The sequence below is a fragment of the Lysinibacillus piscis genome, assembly GCF_026012395.1.
In the GTDB taxonomy this organism is placed as follows: domain Bacteria; phylum Bacillota; class Bacilli; order Bacillales_A; family Planococcaceae; genus Lysinibacillus; species Lysinibacillus piscis.
In genome coordinates this window covers 724,331-742,882 of the sequence record NZ_BRZA01000002.1, presented here as the reverse complement: position 1 = coordinate 742,882, position 18,552 = coordinate 724,331, and the positions used below count along the sequence as shown (strand labels likewise).

Sequence of the window (18,552 nt, the reverse complement as noted above, 5' to 3'; positions counted from 1 at the left end):
TTTTATCCCTCTGTCTGCTCATCATCTCTATATTCCAAAATATCACCAGGCTGGCAGTCTAATGCTTTGCAGATGGCTTCCAGTGTAGAAAAACGAATTGCCTTTGCTTTGCCATTTTTTAAAATAGATAAATTCGCCATTGTAATTCCTACACGCTCTGTTAATTCTGTGACACTCATTTTTCGTTTTGCTAGCATTACGTCAATATGAATAATTATTGCCATCAAATTCACCTCAAATCGTTAAGTCATTTTCAGATTGGATTGCAATGGCATTGTTTAATAGTTTTTGTAGCACTGCCGCAAAGACTGCTACTGCCAGCGCCGCGCCTCCAATCAACACACCGTATAAAATAAGACCTGGCGCATCATCGTCATCTGCAATCAAGAATAAAAAGGGCAGGCTTACCACATATACGCCACTAATCAACAACGCACACTGCTTGATGCGTTTAATGGCTTGGACAGACAGCTCTGAAAATGCGATATTTCGATCAATATAGCTTAGCAGTTTATGTGTTTGATAAAGTGCAACGAAGTACATACAGGCTGTTGCGTACAAGCAACCAACAACAATGTAATAGGCATATGCGATTGAAATTTCATTATTAATAGTAGAAATAATGACTTTTGGTAAAACAAATATACAGATGGCTAACACAGGTAGACCCATTAACATCACAACGATTTTCAAAAAAAGTGTTTCTCGTTTCATACAAGCACCTCACTTCTAAATATTTGTTCTAAATATAACATCTCATTTATCGTTTTTCAACAAATAAACATCGAAAAACAAAAAAGCATTTCTCTAAAATCAAGAAATGCTTTGTCATATGAATTTTTAATAGGCTCTAGCAAACCAAACCGTATGTTGTGCCTCTTGCTCACAGCAAATGCAGGTCGATTTTTGAACAGGTGGCTGGAACGGAATATTACGTGTGGTAAATTTCGTTTCTTCCTTTACCTTTTTCTCACAATCTGCACTGCCACACCAGCCTGCTAATACCCAGCCTGGAATTGTGCCTGCTGCTTTACTTGCTTCAATATGCTGCTGTAGCTGTGCCAAGGAATCAATTGTCACATGGGCATTAGCATCTCTAAATTGACGTGCTTTTGTAAGAAGACGTTGTTGCATATGTGCAAGCTCCTCCTCGACTACTGTGACTAACTGTTCCAAATTCACTGTTTGCTTGTCATCCTCATCACGAGCCTTGACGATAGCCTGCTGATTTTCGTAATCACGTGGTCCTAGCTCAATACGCAGTGCCGCCCCTTTTTGCTCCCATTTATTAAATTTAAAGCCTGCTGTTTGATCCGTATCATCCAATCTCACACGAATCCCTTTTGCCTTTAAATCCTTTTGAAGCTGCTCTAGCTTTGCGACAATCTCTGGATGCTTTTTAAACGGCCCCACTGGTATTAAAACAACCTGTGTTGGCGCAATTTTCGGTGGTAGCACTAAGCCCTTATCATCACCATGCACCATAATAACAGAGCCAATCAGTCGTGTGGATGTACCCCATGATGTTGTATGCACATGTGTATGCTCGTTATTTCTATTTAAATACTTAATATCGAAGGCCTCTGCAAACTTTGTGCCTAAATAATGGGATGTCCCCGCTTGCACAGCCTTGCCATCTCTCATCATTGCTTCAATTGAAAATGTATCCACAGCACCTGCAAAACGCTCTGATTCGGTTTTTGTACCACCATAAACAGGAATAGCTAAAATATTTTCCACGACCTCTTTATAAATAGCCAGCATTTGCATCGTTTCATGACGTGCCTCTTCTTCATTTTCATGTGCAGTATGTCCCTCCTGCCATAAAAATTCAGAGGTACGGATAAACGGTAATGTTTTCTTTTCCCAACGAAACACATTCGCCCATTGATTCAGTAGTAGTGGCAAATCACGATAGCTGTTCACCCATTTGGCATACAAATGACCAATCATTGTCTCAGAGGTTGGTCGTAATGCTAGACGCTCCTCTAATGGCTCACCTGCTGCCTCTGTCACCCATGGTAGCTCAGGTGCAAAGCCTTCAATATGCTCTTTCTCTTTTTGGAAAAAAGATTCAGGAATAAGCATTGGGAAATAGGCATTGCGATGTCCTGTCTCTTTAAAACGCTGGTCCATCGCTGCTTGAATATGCTCCCAAATTTCATAACCATCTGGTCGAAACGTAATACAGCCTCGTACAGGTGTATAATCCATTAACTCCGCATCTTGAATTGTTTTTAAATACCATTTTGTAAATTCATTTTCTTGATACATTGACAATCCACTCCTTTTGAACAAAATCAATTACGCTCCAGCGTAATTGCGTCTGGATTTTTCCGAGTTCACTCGTATAAAGGATGTTAGCCTAAAAGCATCACATCCTGTGACAACGGCTTGTTACTGTCACTGCGTTGTACTACGCTTTCGTACAGAAAACATTAACTGACCTACATCGTGTAGACCCTCAAAATCCATGACACACGGTTTTTCTGTGCGAAAGCGGAGTGAAACGCAGCGTCAGCACCTGTTTTTCTGTACCGAAAGCATTAGCGTCAGGTACAACATCCGCCGGGGCTTTATCTTGATTCAGAGGGCGTTTGGACACCCACTGAATGGAAGTAAACATCGGCATTCATCCCCTCCCTGTAGAGGAAGGGGTCTTCTGTATCTGACGCTTCACTTTCGATACAAAAACCATTTGCTGAATCAAGATAAAAAGCACAAAGTTATCCTTGTTAGGACGTCTTTGTGCTTAGCAAACGTGGTACCACCTATTTTCAGCTTTAATTGCTTAAAGCCCTCTCACGTTGGATAACGGTAACGAGCCGATTATGTTTGCATAATTTCTCCGTGGTAGGGTTCAATAAAGAAGCGGTGATATAGCTCTCAGCTATTGCTATATTTTCTGTCTCACAATTCTTTATTTACTTAGCCACATCCATGAATTTTGGCTACTTCACTTGATATATGCTTTCCATCATAACAAACAGCATACATAAATTCAATGACCATTTAACATACCTTGATTTATTTAAACCTGTACCATACAAAAAAGCCAATGCATCCTCTAAAAAAAGAATCGCATCGACTTTATTCGTTATTTCTATTCGCCTGCTGTCACGACAAATGTGTCTGTGCTTTCTACACCCATAGCAGAGACAGCTTTGATGCCGTATGTGTAAGCGCGTTTAGTAAAAGCCGTTTTATCTACAAATACTGTGTTGCCATTCGTATTGTATACAACATCCACAATATTTTGTGGATCTTCATAGGAGCCTTCTTGAAGACCATTAAAGCGATAAATAACATATTTGCGTGGCTGTGTGCGATTTTCGTCTGTAATATTAATTTTACGACCAGCTGTTTCTTTTGTCACCTGTACAACAGTTGGCATAGCTGGCACTGTTGAATCATCCCAAGATGTATCTGGTGTCAGTGCTGTATAGTTATACAATTGTTGCTCCACAATCGTTGCATAGCCTAGCTTATTACTTTGAATATTTTTTAACGAGAAATGCATTTGCCCTTTTGCAGCTGCTTGTGCTACACGATTGGCTATAATTTGATTTGGTAGCTCCATTTTATCCTTCCATGCTGTATCACTATCTGCTCCTACCTTGTAATCGGCAAGCCCAATATAGAGATTGACAGGATGTGTCTGTGCATAGGTTTGCACTTCACGGCTCCACCAATCAAGCAATGTACCATATTTCGCTACAGCTAATGTGCGTGACCAATAGATTTGTGGGGCAATATAATCAATTGTTCCTGCTTTAATCCATGCTCTTGTATCTGCATATAAATCATCATAGTTATTGACACCTGCACGTGTATCACTGCCTGTTGCATCCATTGATTTATTGCGCCAAACGCCAAATGGTGAAATACCAAATTGTACATGTGGCTTTGTTTCTTTAATTGCGGTATACAAATTTTTCACCAATTGATTGACATTATCACGTCGCCAATCTTCCACCTTTTTAAAGGACGTACCATATTTTTTATAAGCAGCTTGGTCTGGAAAGGCTTCTTTCGCAATTTTGTATGGATAGAAATAATCATCCATATGCACTGCATCAATATCATAATTGGCTACAAGCTCTTTCACTGTATCAATTAAATAGTTTTGTACTTCTGGTAAGCCTGGGTTGAAATAATACTGTTTACCATATTTCACAACCCAATCTGGATGTTTTTTCGCCGCATTATCAGCCGACAAACTTGTTAGTGCTTGTCCTGCCATTGTGATACGGTATGGATTCATCCAAGCATGTAATTCCATCCCTCGCTTATGTGTTTCCTCTACCATAATCGCAAGTGGGTCATAGCCAGGGTTTGTTCCTTGTGCCTTCCCTGTAATATAGGCAGACCACGGAGCTAATGTAGATGGATACAGGGCATCACTTGTTGGTCGTACTTGAAAAATCACTGCATTAAACTTGCTTGCTTTCAGTTTATCCAATGTTTGGCGTGCCCATGTTGTGTATTGCTCCTGATTCATACCTGCTTTCATATCCAAATTGAGCACGGTCGGAATCCATGCCGCCCGCATTTCTCTTTTCGGCTGTGTCGTGCTAGCTGCCTCTGTTTGCATAGGAATGCTTGAGACACTCAAAGCAAACACGATAACCATTAAACTAATCATCTTCCACACACTATTTTTCTTCATCATGTTTCTACTAATGCCTCCAATTTCCTATTTTCCTATTCTAGTATACGACAGGGATGCCATACACTCAATGCATATCCAAGCTCCATCACATCATCCATACAGTTTCTTGTCATGAAAGAAGAGCCTATACTATAAAACAACATTACTTGTAAAATGGTTCCATGCAAGCAATAACACTAAGATTCTTTTATTACCTACTAGACGCACACGCTCATAAAAATGAAAAAGAAGCAAGCCATTTTACTGGTTGCTTCTCCTATTATTACTTATCGCTAATGTTTACATAGTTACTATGAATATAGCCGAATTTACCTTTATACGAAATTTTATACCAGCCTTTTTGGAATCCTAAAATCGTTATTTCCGTGTTTTTAGAAAGCGTTCCATATAGCTGACCTTCGTTTGATGACGTAGAACGGACATTTACAGAATTGGCAGTGACGATGCCTTTTGATAACTCGAAGTGAATACCAGTCGACTTCGGTTTCTCTGTTTCTTGTTCCTGCTCTGCTTCAGGAGTATTCAACACTTTTACTAGTTGCTGATAAAATTCTCCTGTCGTTTTTGCTTCAGCAAATTGACTTGCCTCTACATTCGCTTTTGTTGCTAATTTTTCAATCTCTTCTTTTGTGATCGCATCTTTTACATTAATCGAAGCAATATTTGTATATTTTCCATCTTCTGTTGTAGGAACAGTTAAAATACCTTGATTAATTAACTCCACAACAGCCGCACGAGCAGGTGATGTTGTATCAACACCAACAATTTTCCAGTTATTTTGGATAATAGGCTCATACACACCATTCATTTCTTCTTTCAAGTAGCGAATAGATAGATTACGGATTGTGCCTCCTGTTTCTCCATACGCACTTTCTTCTTTAGAGGACCAAATCATATTAAATTTACGTCCTTCAAGTGCTTGCCCTTTTGACACAAGGAAGTCCATTCTATATGCGTTCATACCAAGCTTTAAGTTGTCTTCCATTTTAATTGGTGTACCATCTAATTTGCGAAGATTTTTAATTCTATTGCCAGGCTGCTCTGTTAAATCAATATCATACTTTACATTACCAAAATAATCATTCGTACTATATTTAGAGGCACGTCGTGTTTTATCGAAGCTAACTGTCACATCTCCATCACGTGTGCTATTAAAATAACCAACAGCCCATTCCATATAATCCTTTAAATCTTTGCCTGTTACTTCATAGACAGATACTTCTCCGCCAGCAAATTGATAATTATAGGCAATATCCTTTTTCTTAATAGGCCCTACATTTAATGAGGCTTTATCATTATCAATTTGGTGTGCAACTACATCAGCCTTACTATAATGAAGCATTACCTCATGGAAGAAGTCTGACAAAGGTGTTTCTTGAATGTGTACAGTGGGAATACCTTTCATTTCATTTTTAGGGACAAGGTCTGTTCCTTTTAGCTGTGCCACTTCGATGTTCGCATCTGCACGTGCAAACTCATGATATGGCTTTAAGATTTCTTCCAATTCTTTATCCGATTCCACAAATGTGCCATCTGCATTTTTTACTGGAATTGTGGATGCGTCTTTTGCTTTTAATGTCACTTGCTCGCCTTGACGAGTAAATGTTAAATCAATTCGTGAAATATGTGAGCCGTATTTATTAGGCTCTGTAATAACAATGCCATTCACTTCTTCTTTATTAATTAGTACATGGTTATGACCTGCAAAAATAGCGGCTAGCTCTGGAATAGCATTCGCCATTTCCTTCACACCTGTTCCTGGTTTACCGTTTTCATTTTCCAGACCCATATGCATAAGACCAACCATTACATCTACTTTACCTTCTAATTCTTTTACCGCTTTTTTCGTTTCTTCGATTGGATTTTTAACAACTAAGCCATCTAAATGATCTGTGCCTTTTTCATACTCTGTAATCAGTGGCGTTACCATCCCGATGATACCGATTTTAACCCCTTCACGCTCAATAATCGTATACGCTGGTAAATAACGCTCCCCGTTTTCTTTGTAAACATTACCAGCAAGTCTTGCTCCGTTGAATTGACTAGATACTTTATCTAGTACATCCAAGCCGAAATTGAACTCATGATTACCATATGTCCAAGCCTCATAGCCCATTTCATTAATCGCAACCGTCATTGGAGACTTTGGTTGATCATTAAACAATTCAGCCGAATTATCCTGTATCAAATCACCATTATCCAATAAGATTGTATTTGGGTTATCTTGACGCACCTTCTTAATAATCGTATATAATTGCGTCAAGCTTCCCGTTAAATTAGCGCCATCTGTCGCATAATCCCACGGCATGGAGCGACCATGAATATCGGATGTCGCAAGAAGTGTAATATGTATATCCTTATCGCCCTCTTGTGCACTAACAGATGATTGTGTAAAGAAAATCCCTGTGGCAAAAATCAATACCGCAATACTTAGTATAGATATCGCTTGTTTTAATTTCCTCATTTTCACATAACTCCTTTTCCAAATTTTAAAATTTATTTTACTAGTTTAGCACTTCAAATTATTTTTCACAACATAATATTTTTAATTGAAAATATGGATGAAATAAGGTTTAATAGTGCAAATTTATTATATTTGGCAATCTAATGGAATAATTAGTGCTATACAAACGAAACAACCATCTACATACATTAGACGGTTGTTCAGAAAAAGATTATGAGTAGCCACTTCTCACCATACATGACACATTGCTTAGTCAATCCCTATCTTATTTCACTACTTTTATACAGACAGGTTTTTCAATCGTATACGTTGCATTTTGTAATGCCAACTCACCCTTATTATTCATTTTAGCAAATGTTAATTGATCAGAATTTTGGTTGCCCATTACGATAAGTTCATCGGAAATGACAGCAAAGTTGCGGGGTGTAGCTCCTCCTGTCTGCAAACAATCATGCCATGCTAATTGCCCCTGCTCACCAATCGTAAAGACAGCAATACTATCATGACCACGATTTGATGCCAAGACATATTTGCCCGATGGCGATACATGAATATCTGCCCCTGTGTTATCACCTGAAAAATCAGCAGGTAATGTCGAAATGGTTTGCAGTAAATGGAATGTTTGTGCATCTTCAGCAAATTGCAATACATCAATAGTTGACGTTAATTCGCTTAATACATACACTAGCCTATGCTCCTGATGAAAGGCTACATGGCGAGGTCCACTTCCTAATGGCATTTGATGCGTATTGACCAATGTTAGCGACCCATCCTCAGCAGTACCGTATAAAGAAACTGTATCACAGCCTAAATCCTGTACGATTTTATAGTTGAGGGCAAAAGGTAAAATTTCAATGGAATGGGCATGTGCCGCCTCTTGTCTTACTTGGTTAACACTGCTTCCTTTATGCTGAATAACCTGCTGACAAGGCTGGATTTCAAATTTGTCATTTACCTTAAAAACAGCTATTGAGCCAGAGACATAATTGGTTACATACAGCGCTCCTTTATCCGCGTCATAGATGACATAACAAGGCGCAGCACCGTGAGTAGATTGGCGACTTAGCTCGATTAATTGCTGCTGCTCCTTATCATATCGATAACTGTATACAGAACCATCCTCTTCTTCACTAACAGCAAAAATATAGGATTGATAAACAGTCACAAACGAAGGAGAATCGATGGATTTCATTGCCACCTTCTGCTGGATTGCTAGTGTCTCTGTATCTAATGTGATGATTTCTAGTGCCGCCGTATTTGACTTTTGATAGGTTCCAATTACTAAATCAACTGTATTGTACATTCTAACCACCATCCCTTTCATAATTAAACGTATACTGAATTTTACAGCTTTATGAGGAAAAAATAGAAAATTTTATTATCGATCTGACATCAATTTTTATACTTTCAATATCTTCTCCATCGTCACAATTGGTATCCTGCTCCCCATTGTACTAACAATCGTTTCTTCTAAAATAATGCGATAGCCTAGTTTTTGATAGTAACAGATATTCTTTTGCTCACTTTGACGTACTTTACATGTTATGTACGAGAGCTGCTGGGCTATAGCAAATTGTTCAATGAAATACAGCAATTGTGTTGCAACACCCTTACCCTGTGCACTCGGCAGGACAGCTAAACGTGAAAAATATAATGAGGCTTGCTGAATGGTGCATTTGACAACAGCAATTAATGTATCCTGTTCACTTGCGCCAAAAATAAGAACACCTTGGTTAAGCTCCTCCTGTATCGATAGAGCGGTTTCCTGTAAAGCGCTGGATGGAACTGGCTCGTTTTCATAACGCTGAAATGCTGCGTGTATGACTTGAATAATCTCTGTTGGCTGCTCATTGCGTTGAATGTACATGTTAACCCCCTTTATGTATATACAAACTGAAAATAGCATAAAAATACAAACATATCAATGTGGCAACCTTCTCAAGCCTCCCTAATTAGCTAAATTAAAGAGGCTGAATACAATTTATTCGTATCACTATTCAGCTAACTTCCTAATTTTCATTCGCTATAAATTTGTAGGCTCAATTACATACTCAATACGTAAAAAGGGCAATCCAAAAAGACGCATTTGATGACTAGCCGTTAATGCTGAGGTATCTTTGACTGTAATGATAAAATGCTCCTGTAATGGTAACTTACAAACAAAACGGCCTATTGCCAAATAAATACCTGCATCACCATCTTGCTCACTTGTTAAATGAAGCTGCCCATTCTTTGCCTCCACATATAACACACCGACCATTGTTGAAAATGGCAATGGTAGCGCAATATTCATATAAGTCGTTTCTTTAGTGGTATGCTGCGAATAAATGGCCGTGAAAACTGTTTGTCGCCCAATAGTACGAATCCATGCTCGTGGTGCTACACGTCCATCCTCCTGTGCACTCACTTTCACAATTTTACCTGTCATTTCAATCTGCTTGCTTGAAAATGGCAGATTTAATTGCTGTATGATGCGACTAATACCTTGATAAACCAAAGCGAATGGCTTAAACCATCCTCTCCATTGTACAGATGCCAGTAAACGATATTGTGTCGTATGCTCATAAAAATGAACAATTGCAGGCGGTACTTCTGTTGTATTGACAAAATCCTGTAGCGAGTCCACTAGTCCAGCATGTGGCTCCTGCTGTGTACGTAATTTCCCTCGAATTTGACTCACAGGAAATTGCACGGTTTGTTGCTTTGTCGGAGGTACTGCCATTGCCCAAGCAAGGACACCGATTCCAGCAAATAATAGCCCATTCATCACACCATGAAATTGCAACATCCTCGGAATGGTTACATAGCCGAACGCATATAGTAGTGACCATAAAATAGTGACACAAAGGGAGCCGTAAGAAATACGCAACAATACACCTTGTATAACAGGAAGCTTGCTTTTGATTGTCAGGGCAAACAATATGTAAATCGCTACAATATAGAGCACAACCGATACAACTTCTAGTACTTTAGAAAATGTAATACCTAACGCCGTCAGTATTGGACCTGCCAATAAAATCACTGCGACCATTGTATAGCCCTTACTTTTATGTATACGCCCAAACAGTCCGACTGAGATAATAAGTATACAGGCTGAATAATGAAAATGAATCGCTGTCAACCATGTAATAAGCGGTGAAAAGCCTGTATCTATCTGCGCAGTATAGGCAAAAAACCATAGCCCTCCCATGAAGATATATAGTAAGCCAATGTCTATCATGATCTCTGCTATATCAGTAAAGCCTCTTTGTAGAAATCGTTTCACACCTTGCCACGCAATAAATACTGTATAGAAAACATACATAATCGCCAACAAATCCGCCAACCAGCCCGCTGAAAACCAATGCAATAATGTCACAGTTCCCATCATTATGACCAGTACTATTTTACCTACTGTCTGCAAATCCACAATCATTTTCACCATGGCAGGCACAAAAACAAGCTGTGCCATCGTCAATAACAGTAAATAATCAGGTTGTGGACTAAACAAATAACAAAGTATGAAAAACATCATGCCTACTAGCACTAGCGGATTAGCTAGATTGTGGCGTAAATTCACCAGCATACATCATCAGCCTCCCTAGTAATGGATTATGAATGAAAACATGGATTGTAAACACCTCTTTTTGATCATCGTAGCCTTCCTCTACTGTCACACGTCCCTCCAACCACTTTGGTATACGTACCTTACCAAAGCGCTGTAGCCCAGAGCGAATCACTAACCGTCCCTCCTGTGTGACAGCAAAATGTAAATCCGCATAAAACAGTGCTGGTGAGCCTAAATAGTCTTTGACAACCTTTTTTACAGGATCAATGGTCATACGTGCATCAAAATATCTTGTTTGCTGTGGGAAATAAAAAGTGCGCTCCCATAGCACCTCCAGCTCACCATTTGGCAAAGCATGGCATGTATTACGGATAGTAAAAGGGATATTCGTGCCCGATTCAGGAAATAAAAAACGCATATAGGCTGCTAAATAATAAAATGGACGCATCCATACCGCTCCTGACTGAATCGTCTGCATCACACCTGTAGCGACAAAAGCTGTATCTAGTGGCAAAGCATAGCGTTGTTGTAGCTTAGGATGCAGTCGATCAAAATCTGCTCCTAATAATGTTTGATAAATGGTCATCTGCTAGCTCCTCGCTTTCGTTTACAGCTTTTCGCACTCGGCATATCTTTACTGAGCACCAGTCCGATAATCGATAAAACCCATAAGGCACTATTGAATGTAATTGGATTAAAAGGCGCAATGGCTAGCTGGTCATCCGCCAAAATCGCACTCACTGTCAGTAATGGAAAGAGCCCTATTTGTAAACCAAATAACAACCTCTTACCAGATGGCCATAGCCAACAAAGCGCAAACAAGCTTTCTACAATACCAATCACATAAACAATGACAGTCGCATCCGAAACAGTGAGCAATTGTGCGGTCATCTTTACTTCATCAGCATGTGGAATTAGCACTTTTGGTACAAGACCGTGATAGAGCCATACAAAGCAAAACAGTAAGCTCACTAACTGTACTAAAAAGAAACGGCGATATTGGCTCGCTGGATTTTCCCCTTTTTCCAGCCATCTTCTCAACACATCAAAGCTAAGTGCCGTAGCCCAACCCATCATTGGTCTGAAAAACAAATCGAAAAATTTACCTATGGAACCGTAGCGAACATCATAATCATACTGCGTTAGAAAAGTAAGTCCCTTATGATGCGGTATGTACTGCCAGTAACCTCGCCCTTCCGCAATCGGTGACATTTTCTGTGGTGTACCGAAATGTAAGGAGGATGTTCTCGTACCATCTTCTTTGTGATGCTCCCCCTTACTCTCACCCCAGCCACTGACGGCTAACCCTGGCATAATTTTCGTTGTATAGGTAAAGCGCTGTGGCTCCGCTGCTGTCGCTTTCGGTAAATAGGTAATCGATGTAAAGCGTAAATCCCACTGCTCATGCAATGCAGGTGTTTGCGTATAGGTCCAAACTTGCTCGATTGACGTTGTTGCCATCTCAATTTCAACGTAAATGGGCTTGTGTTGCACATCATCACCTTCTTCTAAATTGTTTGTTCGATAAATTTCTCCGCAAATTGGTACAGAATGGCAGCAGGTACAGCGAGATTCAAATTTTGCCCCCCATCAAAGCCCGCCGTATTTAAACCAACTAAGCGACCATACATATCGAGCAATGCACCGCCAGAGCTACCATTAGAAATCGGTGCAGTAAATTGAATCATCGGCATAGAACGTATATCTCGAAACCCTGACACAATGCCGTCGGAAATCGAATTAAATAAACCTAATGGACTGCCAATTGCGACAATTTTTTGCCCTCTAACTAATGAAGCGTGACGATACACAGGTAACGCAGGACATTGCTTCCCTACTTTTAAAATAGCCAAATCGTAATCTTGATGATATTTCACTAATTGATTTGTCCAATATTCCTCTGTATCATTTTCATAAAGCACAGAATAATAATGTCCACCTGCCACTACATGGAAATTCGTGATGATATAGCCTTGTGAATGAATCACAACCCCTGAACCACCACAAATGATTTGCTGATCTTCATCATAGACCTTAATCATCACCACCGCACTCGAAAGCCCTGCTAGTTGCTCATAGCTCCATTCCTCGGTGGTTTGTATTGGTAATGATGTTGATTTTGGCTGTGGTGCTACTGGCATTTCAGATAAGTGCCATTGCGCTGTATACACATGCTCACATTGATAAAGCGTTGAATAGCTATTAATCGCCTCATCGAGATGAGCAATATCTTCCTTTGTATTCATATAGCAAATATCACAACCGAGCTGAGATAAAAAATATAAAAAGAAGAGCTCTTGCTGTTTTATGTCACCCATAAAAAGGAGCTTTGGTGCAACAGTCGGAGATGGAAAAAGCTGTGGCAAATAAAGTGCCATCCAGTGCAAGCATTTAATGCCGAAATTTTTGACAACCGTTGCATTTGTTGTCGTTTTTCGATACATCGCCACTGTACGCAAAAAAGCGATTTTTTTTGTCCATTCCAATGTTTCATGACAAAGTGACTCTCCTAGTGATAGTTGCTGTAGCAACTTAGCATCAAATAATTGTGCATCGATGGCTTGCCACTTTTCCCAAATGACCGATAAACGCTGACTATTTTGTGGATCGATTCTCGCATCCAAGCCTTGCAATCGTTTATAAGCAATATGAGTGGCATTTGCTGCAAAATGACGCTCCATCTCGTGAAGTGTTTCTTCATATTGTGCAATGGACTGTGGAATGCCAATATAACGGACAAATAACACCTCTTTTTGTATGGCTGCTGCATTTTGTGAAGTAATTGCCCTAAAATCAGCGAGTGGCTCTTTTGTATGCTTCAATTTGACTTTTAGCGGCTTTGTTGTAACAATCATCCACAACCCTCCCTGTTTTCTAAATCTTACTTCTATTGTAAAGAAAATAGCAATGGATGCACTACATTTTGCAAAAATAGTTGAATCGAAATACTTGTTTGCGGAGTCTAATAGTCGGAAGGAGGCGTTTTTCATTACAACTGAACTAGTGCAATTAGCGCAAAATGGCGATGAGCAAGCCTTTTATACACTTATCCAGCAAGAACAACCTAAATTGTATCGCATGGCTTATGTCTATGTGCAAAATGAAAATGATGCTATCGAAGTATTTCAGCAAACCATTATTCGAGCATATGAAGGATTGCCACAATTAAAGGAACCTCATTATTTTTCGACATGGCTAACACGCATTATGATTAATTGCTGTAAAACATATGTAACCAAAAACGGTACTGTACAGCCTGTGGAGCCTTCAACACTAGCCAATGTGAACAGCACATCCCCTACATACATCGAGGAGGAGCTTGATTTATGGCAAGCCTTATGCCAGCTAGAGGAAAAATACAAGACCGTGTTACTATTGCGCTTTTATCAAGATTATTCTGTAAAGGACATTGCCGTCATCTTACACTATCCTGAAGGCACAGTAAAAACTCATATTCGCCGAGGTTTACAAGCTTTACGACATCAACTAAAGGGGGCATACATAGATGACTGGGTTCAATCCGTTGAAACACATCATTGAGGCAATTCCAATTCCTGAGGAGCGTTTGACAGAGGTGTTACGTGTAGAAGGTATGTCGAAAGTTTTTCAACAAAAGCATCATACTGTACATGCCTTAAAAAATATTCATTGCACCATTTATCAAGGTGAAATGGTAGCTATTATGGGGACAAGTGGCTCTGGTAAAAGTACATTACTCAATATGATTAGTGCCATTGATGAGCCAACAGAAGGTGAATTATTTTTATTTGGTAAAAGAGCGCATCATATTTATCAGGAACCAACAGCATCACAATTCCGCAAAGAAAATATCGGCTTTATTTTCCAATCATTTCATCTATTGAAGGACTTAACAGTAGAAGATAATGTCGCACTCCCTCTTATTTTAAATGATGTACCAAGCAAGGACATTAAGGAGCGTGTGCAACAAATATTGCAAAAATTACATATGGTGGCTTGGGCAAAACACCGACCAAATGAACTGTCAGGTGGACAAAAACAACGTGTCGCTATTGCACGTGCATTGATTGCCAATCCACCTATTTTACTAGCAGACGAGCCAACAGGGGCGCTAGATGTCCATACTACAGATGACATTTTAGCCCTGTTAGTGACATTACAAAAGGAGCTAAAGCAAACCATTCTACTTGTTACACATGATCCCTATGTGGCGACCTATGCCAATCGAGTATTATTTTTCCATGATGGAGCTATTGTGGATTCTTATCAAAACACACAAACAGCAGTGGATTTAGATGCCATCTTGGCAAAATTCAAGCAAGTAACAAGAGGTGAAGTCTAATGTTTACGATGCGTACCATTGCCTTTAAACTATTTCGTGCTGCATGGCTCAATGTTTTGACAAGTATTAGTATAATTACAATTGCTATTTGTCTTATTATGACGATGAGCGTTTATAGCTGGAATGCACATCGTCAAATGACCAAGGATATTCAAGCATTACTTGGTAAAATGGATATTATGGTCGGCTATAACCCAGAGCAGCATAAGCTATTAAGTCATACACACATAAACGATTTTCAAACAATACCAGATGTTATCAACGTTTCGAGCGTTTCGTTAGCACATACAATCGTCGAGCATGAAGCCCATACAACCTTTTACACTGTTGGGGTGGAAAATGATGCACTGGTGAAAAGTCGCTATCATTTCACAACCAATTTAGGGTTACAGGATGTGGTAATATCTGAAAATGTAGCACGTATTTTCAAGAAAAAGGTTGGCGATTCCCTTCATATTGCCATGCCTCAGTTAGATGGACCATCACAATCTTTCATAATTCGAGAAGTTTTACCTACGATTAAGGGAACAGATAGTCCAAGTATGGTTTTATTAGCCAATGACGTGCTAAAAACTTGGATGCCTAGGAACGATGCACAAACAGCTGGTATGTTTGCATTACTCGAAACACAATCTAACAAAGCGACACTTGTTGGCATGACATTGAAACAGCTTGACCCTACATTACGAGTCGATGTCATGAGCGATTATGCAATTTTTAAGAAGAATTTACAAGCTCTTATTATTTTTATTGCCGTGCTAGCTGTCTTTATTTTATTAATTGCCAGTGTGTTATTGCTCTCTACCTTCCAGTTATTATTTTATAAAATGAAAGAACAGTTAATGGTTTTACGTGCACTTGGAGCCTCTACTAAACAAATTAAAAAGCTGGTACAGTGGCAACTCTCTCTCATTAATATGATTGGTGTATCATTAGGCACAACGCTCAGTCTACTCATCACGAAAAGTTTGTTACCACAGCTTATTCAATGGATGAAAGTTCCTGATGCGAAAACAGATTTACCTGTTCTATTCGTTCTATTGATTGCATGTGGTAGTTTTGGACTCTTACAGTTAGTGACTCAATGGCAAGTACGAAAAAGCAGTAAGTTATTACCGTTACAAATCGCTACAGATAATGAGATACTCAGTTTGCAATGGACGAAATGGAAAACATGTATAACAGGTGGGATGGCAGTCGTTGCTTGCCTATTATTTGCGAATGCCTATCATATGGGAAACGGACAAGGCGCTTTGATGATTTTATTTTCCACATTATTCCTATGTGGTACCCTACTCTTTATCATGCCTTATCTTTTTTCTGCTTTATTAAAATTCGCTTTAACCCCCATTCGTACTATTGCTGGCAAAGAAGCCTATTTAGCTTGTCAGCAATTAATGCCACAAGTACGACGTAATATGCCAATTATTCTAAGCATTATTGGACTAATGGTTATTTTAACGTTCGGTAGCTCTCTCTTAAAAACCGTGCAACATAATGAATTAACCTCTATTGATTCACGCTATGAAACAACAATAAAAATAGATAATGAACTTGCGGACCCAAGTATATTGCCCGCTATCATTGATGAAATTGAAGCATTACCAAGTGTGACCTATGCCTATACAAAAAGCAATGCGTCTTATGTTGCCTTACAGTTTAGAAATGAATGGCTACACGAAAACTTTGAGACGATTGATATTCAAAAATGGATTCAACTCGGAAAACTACCAGCGATTCAAGGAAATTACAAGGATGGCATTATTGTCACAAAGCGCTTCGCTGACAAGTATCAGCTAGTTATTGGAGATACCATGACCACAGGGACATTTGATGAAACCTTACAACGACAAATAACAACTGACACGGTACAGATTATTGGAATTGCGCTGGATGACTATACACATTATATGGATATTTACGTCGATTGGTCCTCTACATTAGCGGTAGCCACTAAACCAACTATTCAATCTATTATGGTAGAAACAAACGATACGCAGCAAACGATGACAGAACTAACTTTCTTAGAACAACGATGGCCAGCCTTAAAATTGACCGATAAAGAGACAATACTGGTGCAATCCAGCGAAATGTTTTTCCAACGTTGGAGCTTATTTGTTGGCGTTTTTATCATTTTAATTGTGGCAACCTGCTTAGGTGTGCTACAAACTTTATTACATGTAATTTATACAAAGCGACAAGATTATGCCATTCAGCGTTTACTTGGCTTATCACCAAATGGTGTGATAAAGCTAATTTTGACGCAAGTATTGTCATTCGTGTTGTATGGGCTAGCTATTGGCTCACTTTTAGGACTACTCTTAACCAAAATGCTTAGTCTTATTGACGATGAAGCACATGTCTATTATGATTTCCTCACATTAGGACTGACAAGTATCGTCTTTGTTGTTGCTACCTTAGTCGTCTTTTTATGGCAAGGCTATTGGATTAGTCGTAAAAAATTAACACAAGAAATGACAACAGCCCCTCTCTAATTGATGGGGCTGTTTTAGATTACTTATTTTAAATTAGCTAACAATGTTTGAGCGACAGCTTTTGTCGAAAATGGATTTTGACCCGTGATGAGCCTGCCATCTTGCACGACAAAGGAACGGAAAGCCCTAACTTTTTGAAAGATGGCGCCATTTTTATTCGCGATATCGATATTTAAAAATGGCACAATTGATTTTTTACCACTTAACAATTCCTCCGTAGTAGTAAAGCCTGTGATTTTTTTATTTTGGATAAGATAGTTGCCATTCGTATCTTTAATATGTAATAATCCAGCAATACCGTGGCAAACAGACGTGATATAACCGCCATTATTATAAATCGCTAAGCTAAGTTGCTGCAATTCAAGATTATGAGGAAAATCCCACATCACACCATGGCCACCTGTATAATAAATAGCCATATACTCATTTGGATTCACATCTTTAGGCTGCATGGAATATTTTAACGCTCGGTTTTGAAAATCCTCACTTTCGTAAATAGAAAAAGTGGCTTCATCCGCATACTTCAAACTCCTTGGATCAAGAGGCACAAAGCCACCTTTTGGACTAACATAATCGACTTCAAAGCCTTGTTTTGTGACTTCCTCAACAAATTCAGTAGCTTCTCCAAGCCATAACCCTGTAGCATCTGTTGTACCTTGATATCTTGTTGCATTGGTTAACACGACTAAAATTTTTTTCATTTTGTTTCCACACTTTTGCCCATTATTTCTGTCACGTGATTCAGTAATTTTTTTAATTTATCAATCTCCGTTGTCTTATGTGATAAAGAATAGTAATTTTTAGTCCCCTCACTATGTAGCTCAATTAAGCCAACTTGTTTTAGGATTTTTAAATGATGGGATACTGCTGGTCTAGAAAGCTCTGTTGCATCGGTTAAATCAATAACACGTAAGCCTTTACAGCTATTTGCTTGCAAAAGTGTAATGATGATAGCTTGACGTTTTTCATCACCGAGTGCAATCAAAAAATCACTCACCTCATCGAATTCTTTTTTTAATTGGTTTAAGTCGCTCATAGCACACCTCTAACGTT

17 protein-coding genes and 1 other annotated feature are annotated in these 18,552 nt (G+C 39.1%); of the genes, 3 read left to right on the top strand and 14 right to left on the bottom strand.

Going from position 1 to position 18,552, the window contains the following annotated elements:
* Positions 1-2: 2 nt before the first annotated feature.
* The 12 genes from OPF91_RS10225 to OPF91_RS10170 form a co-directional block, all read right to left on the bottom strand.
* Positions 3-224, bottom strand: coding sequence for a helix-turn-helix domain-containing protein (locus tag OPF91_RS10225; protein WP_264988650.1), 222 nt, complete (start codon positions 222-224; stop codon positions 3-5).
* A gap of 10 nt (positions 225-234) precedes the next feature.
* Entirely contained in the window at positions 235-714 is a 480-nt protein-coding gene (locus tag OPF91_RS10220; protein WP_264988649.1) for a DUF2975 domain-containing protein, read from the bottom strand.
* Between the two features lie 126 nt (positions 715-840).
* Complete coding sequence (gene proS / locus OPF91_RS10215) at positions 841-2,274, bottom strand: proline--tRNA ligase (protein ID WP_264988648.1); 1,434 nt, start codon at positions 2,272-2,274, stop codon at positions 841-843.
* A gap of 190 nt (positions 2,275-2,464) precedes the next feature.
* Positions 2,465-2,632 carry a hypothetical protein gene (locus OPF91_RS10210; RefSeq protein ID WP_264988647.1) on the bottom strand — a complete coding sequence of 56 codons (168 nt, stop codon included), beginning with the start codon at positions 2,630-2,632 and terminating at the stop codon, positions 2,465-2,467.
* A 101-nt stretch (positions 2,633-2,733) separates the two neighbouring features.
* Positions 2,734-2,950 (bottom strand) — a binding site (T-box leader).
* A 153-nt stretch (positions 2,951-3,103) separates the two neighbouring features.
* Positions 3,104-4,672, bottom strand: coding sequence for a glycoside hydrolase family 10-like protein (locus OPF91_RS10205; protein WP_264988646.1), 1,569 nt, complete (start codon positions 4,670-4,672; stop codon positions 3,104-3,106).
* A 262-nt stretch (positions 4,673-4,934) separates the two neighbouring features.
* Complete coding sequence (locus OPF91_RS10200; protein WP_264988645.1) at positions 4,935-7,136, bottom strand: 5'-nucleotidase C-terminal domain-containing protein; 2,202 nt, start codon at positions 7,134-7,136, stop codon at positions 4,935-4,937.
* 265 nt (positions 7,137-7,401) lie between these two features.
* Positions 7,402-8,439, bottom strand: coding sequence for a lactonase family protein (locus tag OPF91_RS10195; protein ID WP_264988644.1), 1,038 nt, complete (start codon positions 8,437-8,439; stop codon positions 7,402-7,404).
* Between the two features lie 96 nt (positions 8,440-8,535).
* A complete protein-coding gene (locus OPF91_RS10190) occupies positions 8,536-9,003 on the bottom strand; it encodes a GNAT family N-acetyltransferase (protein WP_264988643.1) in 468 nt (155 codons plus the stop codon).
* A gap of 156 nt (positions 9,004-9,159) precedes the next feature.
* Complete coding sequence (locus OPF91_RS10185) at positions 9,160-10,701, bottom strand: YndJ family protein (RefSeq protein WP_264988642.1); 1,542 nt, start codon at positions 10,699-10,701, stop codon at positions 9,160-9,162.
* Complete coding sequence (locus OPF91_RS10180) at positions 10,670-11,269, bottom strand: DUF4166 domain-containing protein (protein ID WP_264988641.1); 600 nt, start codon at positions 11,267-11,269, stop codon at positions 10,670-10,672. The genes OPF91_RS10185 and OPF91_RS10180 overlap by 32 nt, the downstream gene beginning before the upstream one ends.
* Positions 11,266-12,177: a DoxX-like family protein gene (locus OPF91_RS10175; RefSeq protein ID WP_264988640.1), complete on the bottom strand. Its 912-nt coding sequence runs from the start codon at positions 12,175-12,177 to the stop codon at positions 11,266-11,268. The genes OPF91_RS10180 and OPF91_RS10175 overlap by 4 nt, the downstream gene beginning before the upstream one ends.
* Before the next feature lie 14 nt (positions 12,178-12,191).
* Positions 12,192-13,538: a trypsin-like peptidase domain-containing protein gene (locus tag OPF91_RS10170; RefSeq protein ID WP_264988639.1), complete on the bottom strand. Its 1,347-nt coding sequence runs from the start codon at positions 13,536-13,538 to the stop codon at positions 12,192-12,194.
* Between the two features lie 52 nt (positions 13,539-13,590).
* Here OPF91_RS10170 and OPF91_RS10165 point away from each other — a divergent pair, with 52 nt between their 5' ends.
* Genes OPF91_RS10165 through OPF91_RS10155 form a run of 3 tightly spaced genes read left to right on the top strand, consistent with a single transcriptional unit; the run spans position 13,591 to position 17,499 of the window.
* Entirely contained in the window at positions 13,591-14,223 is a 633-nt protein-coding gene (locus OPF91_RS10165) for a sigma-70 family RNA polymerase sigma factor (RefSeq protein WP_264988638.1), read from the top strand.
* Between the two features lie 52 nt (positions 14,224-14,275).
* A complete protein-coding gene (locus OPF91_RS10160; protein ID WP_373877049.1) occupies positions 14,276-15,004 on the top strand; it encodes an ABC transporter ATP-binding protein in 729 nt (242 codons plus the stop codon).
* Positions 15,004-17,499: an ABC transporter permease gene (locus OPF91_RS10155; RefSeq protein ID WP_264988636.1), complete on the top strand. Its 2,496-nt coding sequence runs from the start codon at positions 15,004-15,006 to the stop codon at positions 17,497-17,499. The genes OPF91_RS10160 and OPF91_RS10155 overlap by 1 nt, the downstream gene beginning before the upstream one ends.
* Before the next feature lie 23 nt (positions 17,500-17,522).
* Here OPF91_RS10155 and OPF91_RS10150 read toward each other — a convergent pair whose 3' ends face one another.
* Both OPF91_RS10150 and OPF91_RS10145 read right to left on the bottom strand, forming a co-directional pair.
* Positions 17,523-18,200 carry a type 1 glutamine amidotransferase domain-containing protein gene (locus OPF91_RS10150; RefSeq protein WP_264988635.1) on the bottom strand — a complete coding sequence of 226 codons (678 nt, stop codon included), beginning with the start codon at positions 18,198-18,200 and terminating at the stop codon, positions 17,523-17,525.
* A complete protein-coding gene (locus OPF91_RS10145) occupies positions 18,197-18,535 on the bottom strand; it encodes an ArsR/SmtB family transcription factor (protein WP_264988634.1) in 339 nt (112 codons plus the stop codon). The genes OPF91_RS10150 and OPF91_RS10145 overlap by 4 nt, the downstream gene beginning before the upstream one ends.
* Between the last annotated feature and the right edge of the window lie 17 nt (positions 18,536-18,552).